The organism is Actinokineospora auranticolor (assembly GCF_041897805.1).
GTDB classification, from domain to species: Bacteria; Actinomycetota; Actinomycetes; order Mycobacteriales; family Pseudonocardiaceae; genus Actinokineospora; species Actinokineospora auranticolor.
In genome coordinates, this window is record NZ_CP154825.1 from 2,240,364 (window position 1) to 2,258,306 (window position 17,943).

Consider the following 17,943-nt stretch of genomic DNA (forward strand, 5'->3'; position numbering starts at 1 on the left):
CACAACCCCGGGGTGAGTACCCGAAAGTAAGAGGTAGCGGCCCGTTTGAGAGAATTCAGTTACCACGCATCACTCTCAAAAACAGACCGCCTTCATGTATCATACCACCGGCCTCACCCGAGGCCGTGTCGAGGAATTGTGCGCTTTGATTCACGAAGCCGCCAGCGAATCGATTCGCCGGTGGCCGCCGGTTCTGGGTCTATATCGCTCCGTAGTGGTCACGTTGGCGTACTTGCGGCAGAATCGGGTTCAAGCGGAGTTGGCGGAAGCGTTCGAGGTGTCACAGCCGACGATCGGTCGGGCGATCGCGGCGATGACACCACTGTTGGCCGGCGTGCTCGAACAGTACGTTCCCGCGGCCGACGATCTCGACGACCGCAACTCCCCCATAGTGGACGGGACACTGCTGCCGTGCTGGTCATGGGCGTCCCGCCCGGAGTTGTTCTCCGGGACACACCGCACGACCGGGCTCACCGTCCAGGTCGTGTGCACGCCGGACGGACGTCTGAGATGGGTGTCGGATCCTATGCCGGGATCCCGTAACGACATCGTCGGCCTGAACGCCTCGCGGGTTCTCGACGGACGAGAGCCCAGCACCTGGCTCGGCGACAAGGGCTACATCGGCAGCGGTATCCTCACCCCGATCAGAAAACCCAGAAACCGAGAACAACCCGACTGGGAAGTAGAGTTCAACCGACACCACAACTCCATCCGAGTCGTGGTCGAACATGCCATCGCCCAACTCGAAACATGGCGTGTTCTTCACACCGACTACCGGCGTCCCATCGACACTTTCACCGCACCATATCGGCCGTTATCGCCCTCTACTTCTACGCCGCTGAATAAGCCTCATAGGCTTGAAAATAGGGGTTCCCCTATTGCGGGGGACCCCTCGCGGGCGTTGGGGTGGCGCTCCTGCTCCCGATGTGGTCCCGGTGCGAAGGTCCCGCGACCCGACTCCCTCCGACCCTGGGTTCGATCAGCGGTGCGGGCGGACCGTTGGGGTGTCACCGCGAGGTGGCGGCGCAGGGAAGGGGACATGCCATGTCGGTGTCGTCAACGCCGGTCCGGTCCGATGAGGACATCCGCGTCGAGATCGAGGAGCGCGTGCTGCCCGCGATCGACGACGTCGACACCGCGTTGGTGCGGGTGTGCGTCGAGTGCGGCGTGGTGCTCGTGGTCGGCCGGGTGGACTGGGACAGCCAGGCGCCGATCGTGGCGGCGCGGCTCGGTGAGGTCGACGGGGTCGTCGAGGTGCGCAACCGCTTGCGTTGCACGTGGGACGACGTCAGCCGGTACCCGTGGCACCCGCACCTGCCCAAGTGGACACACCACCGCAGGCACCCGAAGTGGAACCGTCGGTGACCTGCCTCGGCCGGGACCGGGTGGGCACCGGTGGGTCAGTGGGGTTCGTCCGAGCGGGGGCCGATCGGGCCCGGTGCGGGCACCACGGTGCGGGTCCCCGCCAGCGTCTGCCAGCCGGAGGAGAACACCGGGCGGGTAGTCGGGTCCGTGCGCGGGTCCGGCACGGCTTCCGACGGCACCGGCGTGTGGTGGAAGTCCGCCTGCACCCGCTCCCGCGTGACGTCGACCAGGGTGAAGCCGTGGCTGACGCCGTTGAGGTAGCGGATCCACGGGTTGGCCGCCGAGATCCCGCCGACCGCCCCCGCCGTCGCGCCCAGGAGGGTGGCGACGGGGGTGCCGGTCGGCAGGGTGCCCTTGATCAGCTCGTAGAAACCGTCGCTGGTCACGGAGGGGCAGACGAACTCCACGCCCGCCGACGCGTAGCCGGGGGCGCGGGGGCCCGCCGGGATGTCGTTGGCCCAGGACGAGTGGATGTCGCCGGTCAGGAACACCGCGTCGCCCGCGCTGGTGGGTTGGGCCGCCAGGTGTGCGATGAGCGCGGACTGGTCGGCGCCGTAGCCGTCCCACTGATCGGAGTTGACGATCACCGGCCGGTCCGGGAAACCGACTACGGCGCCTGGGAAGCGGATCGGCGTGAACACGGTCTGGTTGCCCACCAGGTGCCACCGCCGCGGTTGGGTGGTGGTTTCCTTGAGCCAGGCGAGTTGTTCCGGCTCCACCATGTGGCGGGACGGGTCGGCCAGGGCGGCGTCGACCTCCGGGGTCCCAACCGGCACGAAACCGCCGCCCGGGGTGCTGTACGGGGGCAGGAACACCTGCGCGCTGCGGTTCTGCCGGGTTTCCAGCACCGACAGGTCCGCCAGGTCGCCGAACCGGAAGCGGCGGAAGAAGCGCGTGCCCCGGTGCGGTGCGGCCTGGTCCGGCAGCCGGAACGGCATCCACTCCAGGTACGCCTGGTACGCCGCCTGCCGCCGCCGCGCGAAGTCGCCCGCCGGGTCGGTGTTGCCCGCGCCGGTCGACCAGGTGTTGTCGGCGACCTCGTGGTCGTCGAAGATCGTGATCCACGGGTGCCGCCGGTGCGCGAGCCGCAGGTGCGGGTCGGCCTTGTGCAGGGCGTGCCGCAGCCGGTAGCCGGTGAGGTCGAAGGCCTCGTCGTCGCCGTCGCCCTCGTAGATGTAGTCGCCGACGTGCAGCACGAAATCCAGGTCGTCGCGCTCGCCGACGGCCCGGTACGGGGTGAACAGCCCGGCCGGGTAGTTGCTGCACGACAGCAGCGCGAACCGCAGCGCGTGGGTCCGCTCGGCCTCGTCCGGCGCGGTTCGGGTCAGGCCGACGTCACTCGTCTGCCCGGCGGTGTGGAATCGGTAGTGGTAGCGGGTGTACGGGCGCAGGCCGCGCACGTCCACCTTCACGGTGTGGTCGCTCTCGGCACTGGTCCAGACCGTGCCCGCGCGCACCACGTGCCGGAAGGCCGGGTCGCGCGCGACCTCCCAGCGCACGCGCAGCGGGTGGCCCAGGCCGCTGCCCGGTGCCGCGACCGGTTCGCCGCGGCGGGTGGGCGGTGGTGTCGCCCTGGTCCAGATGACGACGGCGTCCGAGGTCGGGTCGCCGCTGGCGACCCCGTACCCGAACACCCCGTCCGCGGCGGGCGCGGCGGCCGCCGTCCCGTCGAAGAGCCGCATACCGACCCCCACGACCGCCGCGGTGAGCGCGGCCCCCTTCAACACCAGACGTCGGTCCGGCTGCCCCAGTTCCATGCCGCACAGCCTGGCACCGGCTCCCGGTGATGATCAATGCCCGGGAAACCGGGAACGGAAAGTGGGCCATCCGGACAACCCGCGACCCGCCGGGTTCCGTCCAGTAGGCATGCGCAGTCGACACCTGACCCCAGCCCTGTTCGCGCTGCTCGTCATCGCCGGGTGCGGTGCCGAGGGCGCCAACACCCCCGCTGAACAGCCGAAACCCGTGGACGGGCCGCGCCCCCAGGGGGCCTACGCGGCCGAGAGCGCCAAGGCGGACAACGCGCCGCGCCCGTTGGTCGCGGGCACGGCACTGACGCTGCGCTTCGCGGACGGCAGGCTCACCGCGAACGCGGGCTGCAACACCATCGGCGGCGCGGTCGACCTCTCCGGTGGCACGTTGCAGGCCAGCGACCTCAGCGCCACCGAGATGGCCTGCGACGTGCCGCGACACGAGCAGGACCAGTGGCTGTCCGGCCTGCTCGGCGCCAAACCGGTGTGGAAGCTCGAGGGCGACCGACTGACGCTCACCTCGGCTGACGCGGAAGTCGTGCTCACCTCGGTGAAACCGGCGACGCTCGAAGGTCACAAGTGGACGGTGGACACCCTGGTCGCCGGGGAGAGCGTTTCGTCCACTCCGGACGTTACCCAGGCCTCGCTGACGTTCGACGGCGGCAAGGTCGCGATCGAGACGGGCTGCAACAGCGGTTCCGCCGCGTACACGGTCAACGGCAACGTGCTGAAGTTCGAACCGCCGCTGCTGACCAAGATGGCGTGCGCGGAAGGGCCTTCGGCGGTGGAGAGCGCGGTCGTGGCGGCGTTGACGGACAAGACCGAGTTCACCATCGACGAGTCCACGCTGTCGCTCACCAGCGGCGGCGAGGGCCTGCACCTGAAGCTGGCCGGTAGCTGAAACCCGTGCCGCGGCGCGGGATCCACCCGCGCCGCGGGGCGCGCTACTGGATCGGGATGAGCAGCCCGTGCTCGGATTCCGGGCGGGGGCCGAAGATCCGCCGCTGGTCGGCGGCGATGGGGAGGTCGTTGATGCTGGCCTCGCGGCGGCGCATCAGGCCGTCCGGCGCGAACTCCCAGAGTTCGTTGCCGTAGGAGCGCCACCAGCGGCCGGACGGGTCGCGGCACTCGTACTGGAAGCGCACCCCGATCCGGTTCTCCCGGAACCCCCACATCTCCTTGCGCAGCGCGTAGTCCAGCTCGCGGTCCCACTTGTCCCGCAGGAACCAGGTGATCTCACCCCGCCCGGTGACGAACCGGTCCCGGTTGCGCCACACCGCGCCGCGCGTATAGGCCGCCGCGACCCGCTCCGGGTCGCGGGTGTTCCACAGGTCCTCGGCGGCCTGCACCTTCCGTCGGGCGGTCTCCTCGGTGAACACGCGCTGCCCCTCACTGGTAGAGAACGGTCGTTCTCCGGCTAGGGTAGAGAACGACCGTTCTCGCTGGCAAGGGGGAGCCCCCGGTGGATGAAGCCGCTACCCGCGTACTCGACGCGGCCGAGTGCCTGTTCTACGAGCGCGGCATCCACGCGGTGGGGATGGACGAGCTGCGGTCGGCGTCGGGGGTGTCGCTGAAGCGGCTGTACCAGTGCTTCCCGGCGAAGGAGCAGGTGGTCGTGGCCTACCTGCGGCGGCGGCATTCGCGGTGGTTGGGGGAGATGCGGGCGTTCGTGGAGGGGCATGAGCCGGGGTCGAGGGTCGCGGCGGTGTTCGATTGGCTGGACGGGTGGTTCCGGGAGCCGGGGTTCCGGGGGTGCGCGTTCGTCAACTCGGCGGGGGAGATGGGGGCGGGGTCGCCGGTGGTGTTGGCGGTGGCTCGTGAGCACAAGGTGGCGGTGCGGGGGTTTTTCGGTGAGTTGACCGGCGACGAGACTTTGGCTACCCAGTTGAGTTTGCTTGCTGAAGGCGCCATCACACTGGCAGCCGTTGGGGGTGATCCATCGGCTGCTTGTCAGGCAAAGGATGCGGCGGCGGTTCTGGTGGATCAGATGCTCTCCTCCTCAAGGTTCAGATCGAAATCTGGCCACCGGTAAGCGCGCCACAACGCCCTGAACTCGTTGATGGTGACCGGGCTGTCCGGTTTTGTGCCACGCTGTAGCTCCACCTCGGCCAGTAGGTCACGGACTTGGTCGTCGTCCGCGTCACGCAGGAGTAGGGCGACGCCATCGGCCATGAACCACTTCGGATCCGATAGGCCAGGGACCTCGGCCAGGAGCCTCGGGTGGGTCACGACGGAGGTGGCGAGGGCGAAACCACATGGTCTCTGGACATGGGTGTGTCTGAGGAGGAACTCCACCAAGCTCTGCGCTTGCCTCGGATGCATGTCCTCTTTTCGGAGCTTGAGCAACATCTCGATGCGCATGAGTGCTTGCCTAAGATCATCCAGTGCGACATGAGTGGTGTCGTTGAAGAGAATGGTGTCTACCGCGTCTGCGCTCTTCGCTATGCCTGCCGCCAACCACGGCAGGGTTAGATCCAACCATTCGTCGTTCTCGTTGAACCAGTAGGTACCCAGGGCCAAGGCCGCTCCGTATCGATAGACCTGTTCCGTGTCGTGGTCGGCTTGCAAACGCGCTAGGTGGGCGCCCGGAGGTCGACTGGTGATAGGGGAATCGCGAAGTTCGATGATGGTGCCCTTGCGCTGTAGCAAGAAGATGGTGGCGAGCCACTGGTCGTGGGAGAGCCCCGCCTGCCACAGGGTCAACACCGCGTCCCATTGATCGAGGCCTGACCGATGACGGTGGATGTCGCCGATCGTGTGCCGCTGGTTCGGGCTCAAGGCCAAGCGCAGCAGGAGCAGGTTGGCGGAGTAGGCCGCGTGGCGGGCTATCTGGTCCGTGTTGTCGGAGAGGTAGTCGCGGTGGCGCTCGGGTTGGGTGCGGTCGCGGTGGGTTTCGAGGAGTGTGTCCAGCACTGTCAGCATCTGCTCGACCTCTGATGGCGGGAGTTCCGCGCCCAGCTCGGTCACGAAGGTGAGCACCGGTCGTTGTTGCGCCATGGACTGGTGGGACAGGTAGGCGAAGAGCAGGTCGTCGTCCGGTGTTCGCATGTCCCAGTGGCGCGAACTGTGCGCGGCGCGCGCGACCTCGCGGAGTTCGTCCACCACATGACTGGCGACCAGGTACTCGCCGAAGGTGGCGTGCAGGAACTCGTAGTGCTGGTCGGTGTCCGCCGAGACCCGGCCCTCGGCGGTGTAGACGAAGAAGAACTCGCCGAGTGTCCGGTCGCCCTCGTCGGTGTGGGCGCGGTTGCCGGTGAGCACGCGCAGATCTTGTTCCAGTTGCTGCGCGCTGATGTCCTGCCTGCCTCGGTTGAGCATTCCCAACGCGGCTACCGATAGTCGGGTGAGGTGCTTGCGGACCGCTGTCTTGATCTCGTCGGGTGGCCGCGTGGTGGGGGACTTCTCCGCCTCGCGTTCGGCGAAGTGCTCTACCAGGCGGCGGTACAGCTCGGCGGTGCTGAGGCGTTCGTCGAGCATGGTGGTTTCGGGGTTGGCGATGTAGAGGGCCATCATCATGAGCAGCAACGGTTGTGCCGTGAGTTTCCGCTGTCCCAGCGCGGTCTCCAGCGGGAACTCCCGGACGGTGCCCGCTGCGATGCCGGATGTGTTCGCGCGGTGCCAAGTGGTGAGCCAGGCTTCGATCCGGAGGTCGTCGAAGTCGTCCAGCTTGATCATCGTGGTGCCCTCGGCGATGGACACCCGGTCACAGGCCAGGGTTCGGGTGGTGACCACGACGGCGACGGGATGACCCTGGTCGGCTTCGCGGCGTTGGAACTCGGCCACTTCGTCGAGGTAGCCGTACAGGCGGGTGTGGGTCTGCTGCAACAACTCGTCGAGGCCGTCGAGGATGACGACCCGCACGGTGTCCGCGCTCTGGTCCACCAGGTCCGACCAGGGCACGCGCCCACCGGTGTCACGGTCCAGGGCCAGTTGGATCTGGGTTCGCACCGGGCTGTGCCCGTCGACGTGCCGCAGCGGCACCCGGACAACGGTGTAGCCCGGCGCGGGCAGTCGGGCGGCCAAGACCTTGGTCAGCAGGCTCTTACCCGCCCCGGGGTGACCGAGGATCAGGAGCGGGCGGGTGATCGCCTCCGTAGAGGCCAGGTGGGCGGCCAAGCGGACGTGCAGGTCGTCGTGTGAGGTCCGCTTGGCCCACCAGGTGTCGTCGGCGGGGCGGGAGCGGTCGTGCGCGACCGCGAACCGGTAGCTGGGGGTGAGGAACGCCTGCTCGATCGTCGGGAAGGTCAGGTGCCTGCCATACCGGGTACCCGTCGATCTGGGCAGGATCGGGTCGCTGAGGACCGAGCGGTTCGCCCTGGCCACACGGTCGCGCAGGTCGGCGGAGGGGTGCCCGGCGAGATCGATGAGCGTTGCCAGCGCGCGCTCCAGGCGGGACATGGCGGCGTCCGGGCCCGAGAGGAGGTCCTCGCGAAGGGCGCGCACCTCGTCGCGGGTCGCTGTGTGCTCAACAACGGCGGCCCAGACTCCGAACTCGGGGATCTCGGCCGCCAGCGCCAGGTAGTGCGATTGGTACCGCTCGAGCGCTCGGGTGCCGATGTCTCCGCTGGGCATCTTCGGACCGAGCAGGTGGCCGAACGACCTCAGCACGGTGGTGTGCAGGCTCTCCAGCCAGACCTGAACCAGCTTGAGGTTCTCGGTGAAACCGCGCTTCGCGCCCGGCTTCGGGACGTCTGCCGCATATAGGTCCCGGGCCACTCCTCTGGCGACGTTCGCCTTGTCGGCTTCGGACAACTCCAGCAGGTCGTAGTCGTCACCCAAGGCTTCTCGCAACGCCTCGAAGTAGGACGAGACCACGAGCACGGTGTGGGCGGCGGTCATCTGCTCGACCCGCTCCGTGAAGGGGATCTTCCGGCGCTTGCCGGGGAGCGCGTCGAGGGCCTGGGACACCAGGCGGATCGCCTCGTTCTTCTGGTCGACCCAGCCCCAGAGAGCGGCGAAGACGACCGGGGCCGTCACCGGGTTGGCCAGCAGCGCGACGACTCCCGAGCCCAGGATGACCCCGCCCAACAGGGCGTCGACGCGCTTGAGCCACTTCTGGTCGTGCTTGCCGAGTATGCGGAGGGCGCCCTCGTAGGTCAGGGCGTTGTCCGAAGCCATGTGCCCCTTGTACCGGAGGGCGCCCGGTCGCGGGGCGGATGTCCCTGGACTGTCCAGGAATGTCCTGGGCGGATCCTTGGTTGGGGACCACGGGTGCCGATGGTGGAGTCGGGTGTGTCCGCTGATGGGGGTGTGGTGACCGGTCGCGTGGGTGTTGCCGAGCGGGGTGCCGTGGCGCGTGCCGGGGAGATCTCGTCGTTCTGGCTGCCGGTGCTCACGGCGCCCGTGGCGATGGGGTCGAACGCGCCTGGGCTGGTGCTCAAGGCGATGTCCGGGGACCTGGGGGTGGGGATTCCCGAGGTCACCTGGGTGGTGACCACGTTCGGGCTCGGGATGGCCGTCGGTACGCCCCTGGCGGGGCACCTCATCCGTCGTCGGGGGACGGCGACCACGTTGGTCGTCGGGACCGTGTTGACGCTGCTCGGAGCGCTGATCGTCGGGTTCGGGCCGTCGCTGCCCGTGCTGGTGGCCGGGCGGCTCGTGCAGGCGCTTGGTGGGGTCGCGCTGATGGTGTTGGCCATCAACGCCGCGCACACGCCCGGGCGGGCCGGACTGGTGTCGGTGAGTGCCGGGGTCGGTGGTGCGATCGGGCCGGTCGCCGGGCTCTTGGTGGCCGAGGCGACGACCTGGCACCTCTCGTTGGCCCTGTCCGCGCTGAACCTCGTCGCCGTGCCCGCCCTGGCCCGGCAGCTGCCTGCGCGGCCCGACAACGCGGCCCGTGGGCGGTTCGACTACGTCGGGGCCGTGCTGTTCACCGTGGCCGTGTCCGCGCTGGTGTTGGCCACGCACTTCTCCGTAGCGCTGGTCGCCGTGGTGGCCACGGCGGTGCCGCTGGTGTTCTGGGTGCGGCGGCGGCCCGCGGGGTTCCTGCCGCTGGAGATCGTCCGCAACCGCGTCTACGTGGGATCGTCGTTGGCGATCCTGGTGTTGGCGGTGGCCTACTTCTTCCTGCTCTACCACGTGCCCGCCCTGCTGCGCACCGTCGCGGGCTGGGGCGACACCCACATCGGACTCACCCAGCTGGTCGTCATCCTGACGGGCTCGCTCTCCGCCCTGCTGATCACCGCCAACTACGACCGCATCGGCCGCGCGCGGGTCATCACCGGGATCGCCCTGCTCGCCGCGGTCGCCCAAGCCGTGGCCCTGCTCGGGGGCGTCAGCCCGCTGCTGCCCGCCCTGGCCCTCGGCATCGCCGTGCTCACCGCCGTGGCCGGGCAGGCGACGCTCATGGTCACCGGCATCGGTGCCGTCGCGCCGGAACACCGGCCGGTGGCCGTCGGGTTGTTCACCCTCTGCTTCCAGCTCGGTGGCGCGTTCGGCCCGATGTTCGCGGCCCTGCTGACCTGACCCGGGGTCAGCCCAAGCCGTTGACCCGTTCGACCACGACCTCCCGGGCGCCCAGCGGCGCGCGCAGCGGGATCACCGCGTACCGGGTCACGTGGCCGCCGAGGAAGCCGCACCCGCCGTCGTCGTCCCGCTCCTGCGCGGCCACCGCCACCACCTGGACCTCGATCTCGGAATCGCCCTCGCCGACCAGTCGGGCCTCCTCGGTCGAGCACGGGTTCACCCGCACCGGGACCAGCAGCCGCAGGCCGTCCACGTGGGTGGCGCCCGCCGACTTGTCCTGCTCGTCGAGCTGGGCCGCGGGCACCGCGGGGACGGCGTTCGGGAGCGGCGCCACCTCCGCCACCGGGCCCCGGGCGGGCGGATCCGGCTCCGTCGCCAACTGCCACACCGACCCGCCGACCACCGCGGTCAGGGCCACGCCCGCCCAGAACAGGTACCCCGGATTCCGCATCCCCGCCCCCCGTCGCAGGGGGCGAATCTAGCCGGGGCGCCGAGGGGGGCCCGGGTGCGGGTCCCCTCGGCGGTCACTTCTGGATCGGGATCGGGCTCATCACCGACTGCAGCAGCAACGCCTCGGCCAGGGTCATGTGCTCCAGCTCCGACTGGCTGACGCTCTCGTCCGCGCCGTGGATGTTCGCCCGCGGCTCCTCACAGCCCCACAGCACGACGTCGGACTTCGGGTTGGCCTGGCGGAACGCGTTGACCAGGGGGATCGAGCCGCCCTGGCCCGCCTTCGCGACCATCGCCGCGCCGTAGGCCTCGCGCAGCGCGTTCTCGATCTCGACCTGGTGCTCGCCCTCGCCGGAGACGAAACCCGCACCTTCACCCACCTGGGTGATGGTCGGTTTCAGGCCCCACGGCGCCGCCGCGGCCAGGTGCGCGCGCAGTGCCTCGTACGCCTCCTCCGGGTTCTGGTTCGGCGCCAGCCGCATGCTGACCCGGGCCTTGGCCTTCGGGCACAGCACGTTCGACGCGCCGCTGACCAGGGGCAGGCCGCTGAGGCCGACCACGTTGACCGACGGCTTGCCGTAGAGCAGCTTCTCGATCGTGCCCGAGCCGATCAGGCTGGTCGACGGCAGCACCCCAGCCTGCGACCGGTACGCGGCCTCCGACACCGTCGGCCACGGGTGGTCGAAGGTGTTGAGCCCCTCGACCGCGACGTCGCCGGTCTTGCGGTCCTGCAGCGCGGCCAGCATCTGCACGAGCGCCATGAACGCGTCCGGCACCGGGCCGCCGTACATGCCGCTGTGCACCTTCGCCGCCAGTGTCTCCACCACCACGTCGGCCATGACGATGCCGCGCAGCGTCTGGGTCAGCGTCGGCGCGCCCACCCGCACGTTGCCGGTGTCGGCCACGATGATGATGTCGGCGTGGAACCGGGGGTCGTCCGGGTGGGCCGCGAGGTAGCTCTCCAGCACGCTGCCGCCGGTCTCCTCCTCGCCCTCGAACACCAGCTTGATGTTGATCGGCAGCTGGCCCAGGTTGCCGCGCAGCGCCTTGATCGCGCCCAGGTGCATGACGATGCCGGACTTGTCGTCGGCGGCGCCGCGGCCGTAGAGGCGCGGGTCGTGGTTCTCGTCGACGAACTCGGCGGGCACGAAGGGTTTGGTCTTCGTCCACTTGGACTCGTCGGCGGGCTGCACGTCGTAGTGGGCGTAGAGCAGCACGGTGGTCAGCCCGCCGTGGGCGACCTGGTCGGCGAGGACGAGCGGCGCGGAGGTCTTGTCGGCGTGCGTGATGGTCTCCACGTGCGCGGAGGTGATGCCCGCGTCCTGGAACATGCCGGCGATGGTCTCGGCCGTCACCGCCAGCGGCGGGTCGGGGGTCGCGTTGACCGACCGGTGCCGGACCAGGTCGCCCAGCGTCTGCCACAGCTCCGGCACGAGTTCGTGCACCCGTGCGCGGAGCCGCTGCTCCGGCAGGACCATCATCGGTGCGTCCGGGAACATGCCCGCTCCTATCCGTGTGGTTCTCAGGCTCCCCTGACTGTGTTGTGCGGGCCACCGCCCGTTCCGCCAGCCCAGCAGACGAGCGCCCCGCGCGGTACTCGAGTGACCTGATCAGGCGATGTCACCGGCATGGCACCGCTCACCCGAATGAGTGGCCGGAAATGTTCAGATGACCTTTCCCCGCGTCGATGTGCAGGCCGTTGAAGTAGCAGAACCGCGGCGGACCAGGGCACATGGCCCTTGACGACCCCCGTGGCGGAACACGACGAAGGGCGCGAAGGCTATGACCGAGTCCACCACCGTTGACCCCGCGGCTGCGGGCCGACGTGGGCCGCGAGGGGTGTTCGCCAACCGCTCGCTCACCAGCAAGATCCTGTCCGTAGTCGTGTTCTCCAGTCTGATCACGATCACGGTCGGCACCGTCGGTGTGATCGCCCTGAACTCCGCGGCCGAGGCGACCAAGCGCATCGACAACAACGTGGCGGCCCTCAACGACCTCAACTCGCTGAACTCCGCGGGTTCGGGTGGCACGCTGAACATGCTGCTGGCCACCGCCGTGGGCAACCCGCAGAAGGCGGGCGAGCTGCTGGCCGAGGCGAACAAGAAGATCGACATCTCGTTCGCGGCCTACAACAGCTACCAGTCGCGCGGCACCTTCGACCAGAAGCTGATCGACGAGTGGAACGCCGCGTCCGCGGTGTTCGGCAAGGTCCTCGGCGACAAGGTCATCCCGGCCGCGATGAGCGGTGACGCCGCCGCCGGTGTCCAGGCGTTCCTCACCGAGGGCAAGCCCGCCCTCGACAAGTTCAACGAGGTCTCCGGCCGGATGCTCGACGCCGAGCGCGCCCGCACCATCGCCGAGATCGAGAAGGTCACCGCCGAGCGCGACTCGAGCGTCACCCTGGCGATCATCGTGATGGCCATCGGCCTGGTCGCCTCCATCGCCGTGGGTCTGCTGATCACCCGCTCGATCACCAAGCCGATGCGCGGCCTGTCCGCCGCCCTGGAGGGCGTCGCCGACGGCGACCTCACCCGGACCGTCGAGGTCGGCTCCAAGGACGAGGTCGGCCGCATGGCCGCCGCGCTCAACAAGGCCACCGACAGCATGCGCGAGATCGTCGGCACCATCTCCCGCGGTGTCGGCTCGCTGAAGGCCTCCACCCAGCAGATGTCGGACATGTCGGCGCAGGTCACCACCTCCGCCGAGGAGACCAGCGCGCAGGCCGGTGTCGTCACCGCCGCCGCCGACCAGGTCGCCAACAACGTCCAGACGGTCGCCACCGGTGCCGACGAGATGTCGGCGTCGATCAAGGAGATCGCGCAGTCGGCGAACGAGGCCGCCGGTGTCGCCGGTCAGGCCGTGTCCGTGGCCGCCGCCACCAACTCGACCGTCGCCAAGCTGGGCGAGTCGTCGATGGAGATCGGCAACGTGGTCAAGGTGATCACCTCGATCGCGGAGCAGACCAACCTGCTGGCGCTCAACGCCACCATCGAGGCCGCTCGGGCCGGTGACGCGGGCAAGGGCTTCGCGGTCGTCGCCAACGAGGTCAAGGACCTCGCCCAGGAGACCGCCAAGGCGACCGAGGACATCTCGCGCCGCGTGGAGATGATCCAGGCCGACACCGCGAACGCGGTGAACGCGATCGACGAGATCTCCGAGATCATCGGTCGGATCAACGACTTCCAGCTGACCATCGCCTCTGCGGTGGAGGAGCAGACCGCCACGACCACCGAGATGAACCGCAACGTCGGCGAGGCGTCCGCGGGTGTGTCGGAGATCGCCGCCAACATCGGTGGCGTGGCCGCCAGCGCGGGCAACACCACCGGCACGGTCACCCAGACCGCCACGGTGCTGGAGGGCCTGACCAGCCTGTCGAGCGAGCTGCAGGACCAGGTCAACCGCTTCAAGCTCTGATCAACCACCACAACGGCCGCGGCCGGACCCACCTCGGGTCCGGCCGCGGCCCTTTGGCGTGCGCGGGGGATCAGGCGGTCCGCGTCGCGGTCGCGATCCCCGAACACCAAGGCGCCGATAGCGGTCGCTGCGGTGACTATCGTGCCGACCGGGCGACACCGGGGGTCACATGGCGGCGTGGTGCGCTGATCGTGCGCACAAGATCGCATCTTCCGGGCGCCGGCATGCCGAGATGGCGTCAGGCGGCGCGGCGGAGAGTGCCGGGGGAGATGCCGAAGGTGCGCTTGAAGGCGCGGCAGAAGGCGGCTTCCGAGCGGTACCCGAAGCGGTGCGCGACGGCCGACAGGGAGTCCGTGGACTCCCTGAGGTGGGTGTGGGCCAGGTGCATCCGCCAGTTCGCCAGGTAGCGCATGGCGGGTTCGCCGACCATTTCGGTGAAGCGGGCCGAGAACGCCGAGCGGGACATCCCCACCTCGCGCGCCAGGCCGACGACCGTCCACTCGCGCGCCGGGGAGCGGTGCATGGCGACCAGGGCGCGGCCCACCTGTTCGTCGCGCAGCGCCGCGAGCCAGCCCTGGCGGGCCTCCGGCGCCGAGTCCAGCCACGCGCGGATGGCCTGGACGACCAGGACGTCCGCGAGCCGCGTGATGACGGTTTCGCCGCCCGGGCGCAGGGCCGGGGCCTCGCGGGCGATCAGCCGCAGGGTGCTGTGCAGCCAGTCCGCGGTGTCGTCGTCCCAGGTGTCGATGCGCAGGACCGGGGGGAGTTGGGCGGCCAGGCGGCGGCCGACCACCTGGTCGAGGGTGAAGACCCCGTACGTCAGGTGCGTGCGCGGGCCGTCGCCGCCGTGGCGCAGGGACTCGTAGCGCTCGCTGTGGCGGTCGAAGGGGATGTCGAACAGCGGCGTGGTGCGCGCGGTGGGATCGCTGCGCAGCACGTGCGGGACGCCGTGCGGGATCAGGGTGAGGCTGCCCTGCCGCAGGTGGATCGGCGCCTCGCCGGGCACCTCCAGCCAGCACTCGCCGGACGTGACCACCTGCAGCGTCATCATGTCCTTCAACTCCGGCACCGCCACGCCCCACGGCGCACCGAGGTCCGATTGGCAGTACAGGGCACCGGTGATGCGCATCAGGTGCAGCGCCTCCCCGAGCGGGGCAGGTGGGGGCAGCTCTCTGGTCACCCGCTGAGCCTGCCCGCCCGCCTACCGCGTGTCCAACCACTTCGGACGATCGGCACACGATCCCGGACGGGAGGGCTGTCCCCTGCTGAGAGTCCGCTCAGCCTGGACGATCGGTGAGCCGATAGCGGACTTGAGGTCATTGTCCGTCCCCGGACCGCCACCGAGAGTGGGTGTTGTCAAGCAACGCTCCACGGGGAGAACACACATGGGGATCCACGTCATCGGCGCCACCGGCAAGACCGGCCGACGCGTCGTCGAACGACTCACCGCCGCCGGGCACGACGCCACCGGCCTGTCGCGGCCCGCCTTCGACTGGCAGGAGCCTGCCACCTGGGCACCGGCGCTGACCGGCGTCGACGCGCTCTACCTCACCTACTACCCGGACCTCGCCGTTCCCGGCGCGCCCGAGGCGATCCGCGAGGTCGTGGCGATCGCGGTCGAGCAGGGGGCGCGCCGGATCGTCCTGCTCTCCGGTCGCGGCGAGCACAACGCCCAGGTGTGCGAGGAGATCGTCGCGGCGAGCGGCGTCGAGCACACGCTGTTGCGCGCCTCCTGGTTCGCGCAGAACTTCACCGAGGGCCACCTGCGCGACTTCGTCCAGCACGGCGCCATCGCGCTGCCCGCCGGACCGGTCGCCGAGCCGTTCATCGACGCCGGCGACATCGCCGACGTCGCCGTCGCGGCACTCACCGGCGACGGGCACGCGGGCAGGCTCTACGAGCTCACCGGCCCTCGCCTGCTCACCTTCGCCGAGGCCGCCGCCGAGATCTCCGCCGCCGCGGGCAAGCCGGTCGCCTACCACCCACTGTCCCTTGAGGACTTTCGGGCCATGATGGTCGACGCTGTCGGCGAAGCGTCCGCCGAACTGCTCACCAACCTGTGCGCGGAGGTGCTCGACGGCCGCAACGCGTCGCTCGGCACCGGCGTCCGCGACGCCCTCGGCCGCGAGCCGCGCGACTTCGCTGACTTCTGCCGCGCTGCCGACTGGGCCGCGTGATCAGGGTGCGACGAGTCATCCTGTTCCTCGCCGGGGTCGTCGGTGTGGCGGTCGGGAGCGCGGTCCTGTTCGTTCCCGCCGTCGTCCACGAATCCAGTGAGACCGGCCTGGTCGAGACTCCTGGCGTGCTCAGCGAAATCCGCGCTCCCGGTGCGGCACTGGTGGTGCTGAGCGCGTTCATCCTCTCAGGGGCGTTCCGACCGCACCTGGCCCGGGCCGCCGCCTTGTTGGGTGCCGCGCTCTACCTCTCCTACGGTCTGGCGCGCGCGTTCAGCATTGTCGTCGACGGCGCGCCCGCATCGGGGGTGCTGGTGGCGATGGCGGCGGAGCTGCTGCTCGGCGCGGCCTGCGCCTACGTGGTCATCCGTGTGCGGGAACCCGTTGTGGCGTAGTCGGTGTAGCCCTCGGGGCCGTCGGTGTAGTAGGTCGCGGGGTCGCTCTCGGTCAGGGGATGGCCGAGGGCGATCCGGTCGACCAGGTCCGGGTTCGCGATGAAGTGGCGACCGAACGACACCGCGTCGAGCACGCCACCCGCGATCGCGTCGTTGGCCGTCGACGGTTCGAAGCCGTGGTTGCCCACGGTCGCGCGGAACCGGGTGAACTCGGCCGGGTCCGGTTCCGGTGTCCGGCCCCGCACGTGCGGGTAGGTCGCGCCCTGGAGCCGTCCGGTCAGGGTTTCGTAGTCGGCGAGGGTTTCCTCGTCGGCGGGGAACATCGCGGCCGTCCACCCGGGCGACAGCCGCACGCCGACCAGGTCGATCGCCTCGGTGGTGGCGTCGACGACGTCGAGCAGGAAGCGGTGCCGGTCGGTGCCGTAGGCGTCCGTGCGGCGGTTGAGGCGCGGGTTGAGGAACTGCGGGATCAGGAACGACCCGACGGCGTGGATCTCGACCCCGTCGAACCCGGCGGCGCGGGCGTTGCGGGCGGCCCTCGCGTAGTCGCCGATGGTCTCCGCGATCTCCGCGGCGGTCATCTCACGCGGGGTGACCGTGTCCTGGAAACCCCTGGCGGTGAACGACTTCTCCCTCGGGTCGACCGCCGAAGGGCCCGCCGGGACCGCGCCGCACAGGTGGTCGGGGTGGGACGCGGCGCCCGCGTGCCAGAGTTGCAGCACGATCCGCCCGCCCGCCGCGCGCACGGCCCCGGTGACCCGGCGCCACCCGGCGACCTGCTCGGGCGTGAACACCCCGGGCACGCCCGCGAACCCGACGGCGCGCTCGCTGACCCACGTGCCCTCGGTGATGATCAGCCCCGCGCCCGCCCGCTGCGCGTAGTAGGTGGCGTGCAGGTCGGTCGGCACCCGGTTCGCGGCGCGCGCCCTGGTCAACGGGGCCATGATGACCCTGTTCGGCAGGGTGAGCCCACCCAGGTCGAGTGGGCGCAGGACGGGCTGTGTGGTGTCTCGCACGGGTTCTCCTGTCACATCGATGCGCTGCGGCTCGTCACACCCCTGACGGGTGGGGACGCGGAGAGGTGACCGATGGACGAGTTCGAGGCGCACCGGCCGATGCTGTTCGCGGTCGCGTACCGGATGCTCGGGTCGGTCGTCGAGGCCGAGGACGCCGTGCAGGACGCGTGGCTGCGGTACGCGCGCGCCGACGTGACCGGTGTGGACAACCTCGCGGGCTGGTTGCGGACCGTGGTCTCCCGGATCTGCCTCGACGCGCTGCGCGCCCGGGCGGCCCGCCGGGAGGAACCGGTCGACGAGGTGCCCGACTTCCGGGTGGCGCCGGACGTGCCTGAGGCGGAGGCGGAACTCGCCGAGTCGGTGGGGCGGGCGCTGCTCGTGGTGCTCGACCGGCTCGCGCCCGACGAGCGGGTCGCGTTCGTGCTGCACGACCTGTTCGCGGTGCCGTTCGCGCAGATCGCCTTGATCGTCGAACGAAGCCCGGCCACCGCGAAGAAGGTGGCCAGCCGGGCGCGCGGGCGCATGGGACTCGCGCCGGATGGTGTGGACTCCGCGCGGGACGCCCTGGCGCACAAGGACGTCGTGACGGCGTTCCTCGCCGCCGCCCGAGGCGGTGACCTCGAGGCCCTGGTGGCGCTGCTGGCCCCGGACGTCGTCCGGCGGTTCGGGGCGGCCGAGGTGCGCGGGGTCCTGGCGGTGGCGGGGGAAATCGCCGCTTTCGCGCCGTGGGTGCGGTTCGCGGAGTTCGCGGTGGTCGACGGGGGACCGGGCGCGGTGGTGGCGCCGATCGGACGAGTGGTCGCGGCGCTCGAAGTGACCGTCCGCGATGGACTCGTCACCGAATACCGGATCACCGCTGGTCCACGGGATCTGGCCCGGTTGCGCGTGGTCGTGGGGAACTGACGGCCCAAAC

At 70.1% G+C, this 17,943-nt stretch carries 15 protein-coding genes and 1 pseudogene; 9 read left to right on the plus strand and 7 right to left on the minus strand.

Annotation, left to right across the window (positions count from 1 at the left end; translation table 11 throughout):
• Window positions 1–94: 94 nt before the first annotated feature.
• Window positions 95–733 (plus strand): annotated as a pseudogene (locus tag V5P93_RS10395) (transposase family protein); the annotation flags it as partial.
• 311 nt (window positions 734–1,044) lie between these two features.
• A complete protein-coding gene (locus V5P93_RS10400; protein WP_181043894.1) occupies window positions 1,045–1,365 on the plus strand; it encodes a BON domain-containing protein in 321 nt (106 codons plus the stop codon).
• A 35-nt stretch (window positions 1,366–1,400) separates the two neighbouring features.
• Here the strand turns inward: V5P93_RS10400 and V5P93_RS10405 are convergent, their stop codons facing one another.
• A complete protein-coding gene (locus tag V5P93_RS10405) occupies window positions 1,401–3,122 on the minus strand; it encodes an alkaline phosphatase (RefSeq protein WP_104482931.1) in 1,722 nt (573 codons plus the stop codon).
• A gap of 109 nt (window positions 3,123–3,231) precedes the next feature.
• Between V5P93_RS10405 and V5P93_RS10410 the strand changes: the two genes are divergently transcribed.
• Window positions 3,232–4,017 carry an META domain-containing protein gene (locus V5P93_RS10410; protein ID WP_181043893.1) on the plus strand — a complete coding sequence of 262 codons (786 nt, stop codon included), beginning with the start codon at window positions 3,232–3,234 and terminating at the stop codon, window positions 4,015–4,017.
• A 43-nt stretch (window positions 4,018–4,060) separates the two neighbouring features.
• Here the strand turns inward: V5P93_RS10410 and V5P93_RS10415 are convergent, their stop codons facing one another.
• Entirely contained in the window at window positions 4,061–4,495 is a 435-nt protein-coding gene (locus tag V5P93_RS10415) for a nuclear transport factor 2 family protein (RefSeq protein ID WP_104482929.1), read from the minus strand.
• Window positions 4,496–4,578: 83 nt separating this feature from the next.
• Here V5P93_RS10415 and V5P93_RS10420 point away from each other — a divergent pair, with 83 nt between their 5' ends.
• Window positions 4,579–5,148, plus strand: coding sequence for a TetR/AcrR family transcriptional regulator (locus V5P93_RS10420; protein WP_104482928.1), 570 nt, complete (start codon window positions 4,579–4,581; stop codon window positions 5,146–5,148).
• Here V5P93_RS10420 and V5P93_RS10425 read toward each other — a convergent pair.
• On the minus strand, window positions 5,100–8,234 hold the full coding sequence (locus tag V5P93_RS10425) for an NACHT domain-containing NTPase (protein WP_104482927.1): 3,135 nt from the start codon (window positions 8,232–8,234) through the stop codon (window positions 5,100–5,102). The genes V5P93_RS10420 and V5P93_RS10425 overlap by 49 nt on opposite strands.
• Window positions 8,235–8,348: 114 nt before the next feature.
• Here V5P93_RS10425 and V5P93_RS10430 point away from each other — a divergent pair, with 114 nt between their 5' ends.
• Window positions 8,349–9,581 (plus strand): MFS transporter, encoded by a 1,233-nt coding sequence (locus V5P93_RS10430; protein ID WP_181043892.1) that lies wholly within the window; start codon window positions 8,349–8,351, stop codon window positions 9,579–9,581.
• 7 nt (window positions 9,582–9,588) lie between these two features.
• Here the strand turns inward: V5P93_RS10430 and V5P93_RS10435 are convergent, their stop codons facing one another.
• Window positions 9,589–10,032: a hypothetical protein gene (locus tag V5P93_RS10435; protein WP_146108353.1), complete on the minus strand. Its 444-nt coding sequence runs from the start codon at window positions 10,030–10,032 to the stop codon at window positions 9,589–9,591.
• A 73-nt stretch (window positions 10,033–10,105) separates the two neighbouring features.
• Entirely contained in the window at window positions 10,106–11,530 is a 1,425-nt protein-coding gene (locus V5P93_RS10440; protein ID WP_104482924.1) for a M20/M25/M40 family metallo-hydrolase, read from the minus strand.
• Between the two features lie 340 nt (window positions 11,531–11,870).
• Between V5P93_RS10440 and V5P93_RS10445 the strand changes: the two genes are divergently transcribed.
• On the plus strand, window positions 11,871–13,445 hold the full coding sequence (locus V5P93_RS10445; protein ID WP_245931725.1) for a methyl-accepting chemotaxis protein: 1,575 nt from the start codon (window positions 11,871–11,873) through the stop codon (window positions 13,443–13,445).
• A 238-nt stretch (window positions 13,446–13,683) separates the two neighbouring features.
• Here V5P93_RS10445 and V5P93_RS10450 read toward each other — a convergent pair whose 3' ends face one another.
• Complete coding sequence (locus V5P93_RS10450) at window positions 13,684–14,625, minus strand: AraC family transcriptional regulator (protein ID WP_245931724.1); 942 nt, start codon at window positions 14,623–14,625, stop codon at window positions 13,684–13,686.
• 205 nt (window positions 14,626–14,830) lie between these two features.
• On the opposite strand from V5P93_RS10450, the gene V5P93_RS10455 reads away from it, so the two are divergent.
• Together V5P93_RS10455 and V5P93_RS10460 are read left to right on the plus strand one after the other, a co-directional pair.
• Window positions 14,831–15,622 carry an NAD(P)H-binding protein gene (locus V5P93_RS10455; RefSeq protein WP_104482921.1) on the plus strand — a complete coding sequence of 264 codons (792 nt, stop codon included), beginning with the start codon at window positions 14,831–14,833 and terminating at the stop codon, window positions 15,620–15,622.
• The gene (locus V5P93_RS10460) at window positions 15,619–16,014 is read left to right on the plus strand and encodes a DUF4345 family protein (protein WP_374065812.1); all 396 of its coding nucleotides are present in this window, start codon (window positions 15,619–15,621) and stop codon (window positions 16,012–16,014) included. The genes V5P93_RS10455 and V5P93_RS10460 overlap by 4 nt, the downstream gene beginning before the upstream one ends.
• On the opposite strand, the gene V5P93_RS10465 is transcribed toward V5P93_RS10460, so the two are convergent.
• On the minus strand, window positions 15,975–17,030 hold the full coding sequence (locus V5P93_RS10465) for an alkene reductase (protein ID WP_245931723.1): 1,056 nt from the start codon (window positions 17,028–17,030) through the stop codon (window positions 15,975–15,977). The two genes, V5P93_RS10460 and V5P93_RS10465, sit on opposite strands and share 40 nt — an antisense overlap.
• Before the next feature lie 72 nt (window positions 17,031–17,102).
• On the opposite strand from V5P93_RS10465, the gene V5P93_RS10470 reads away from it, so the two are divergent.
• Complete coding sequence (locus V5P93_RS10470; protein WP_104482919.1) at window positions 17,103–17,933, plus strand: sigma-70 family RNA polymerase sigma factor; 831 nt, start codon at window positions 17,103–17,105, stop codon at window positions 17,931–17,933.
• The last annotated feature ends 10 nt before the right edge of the window (window positions 17,934–17,943 follow it).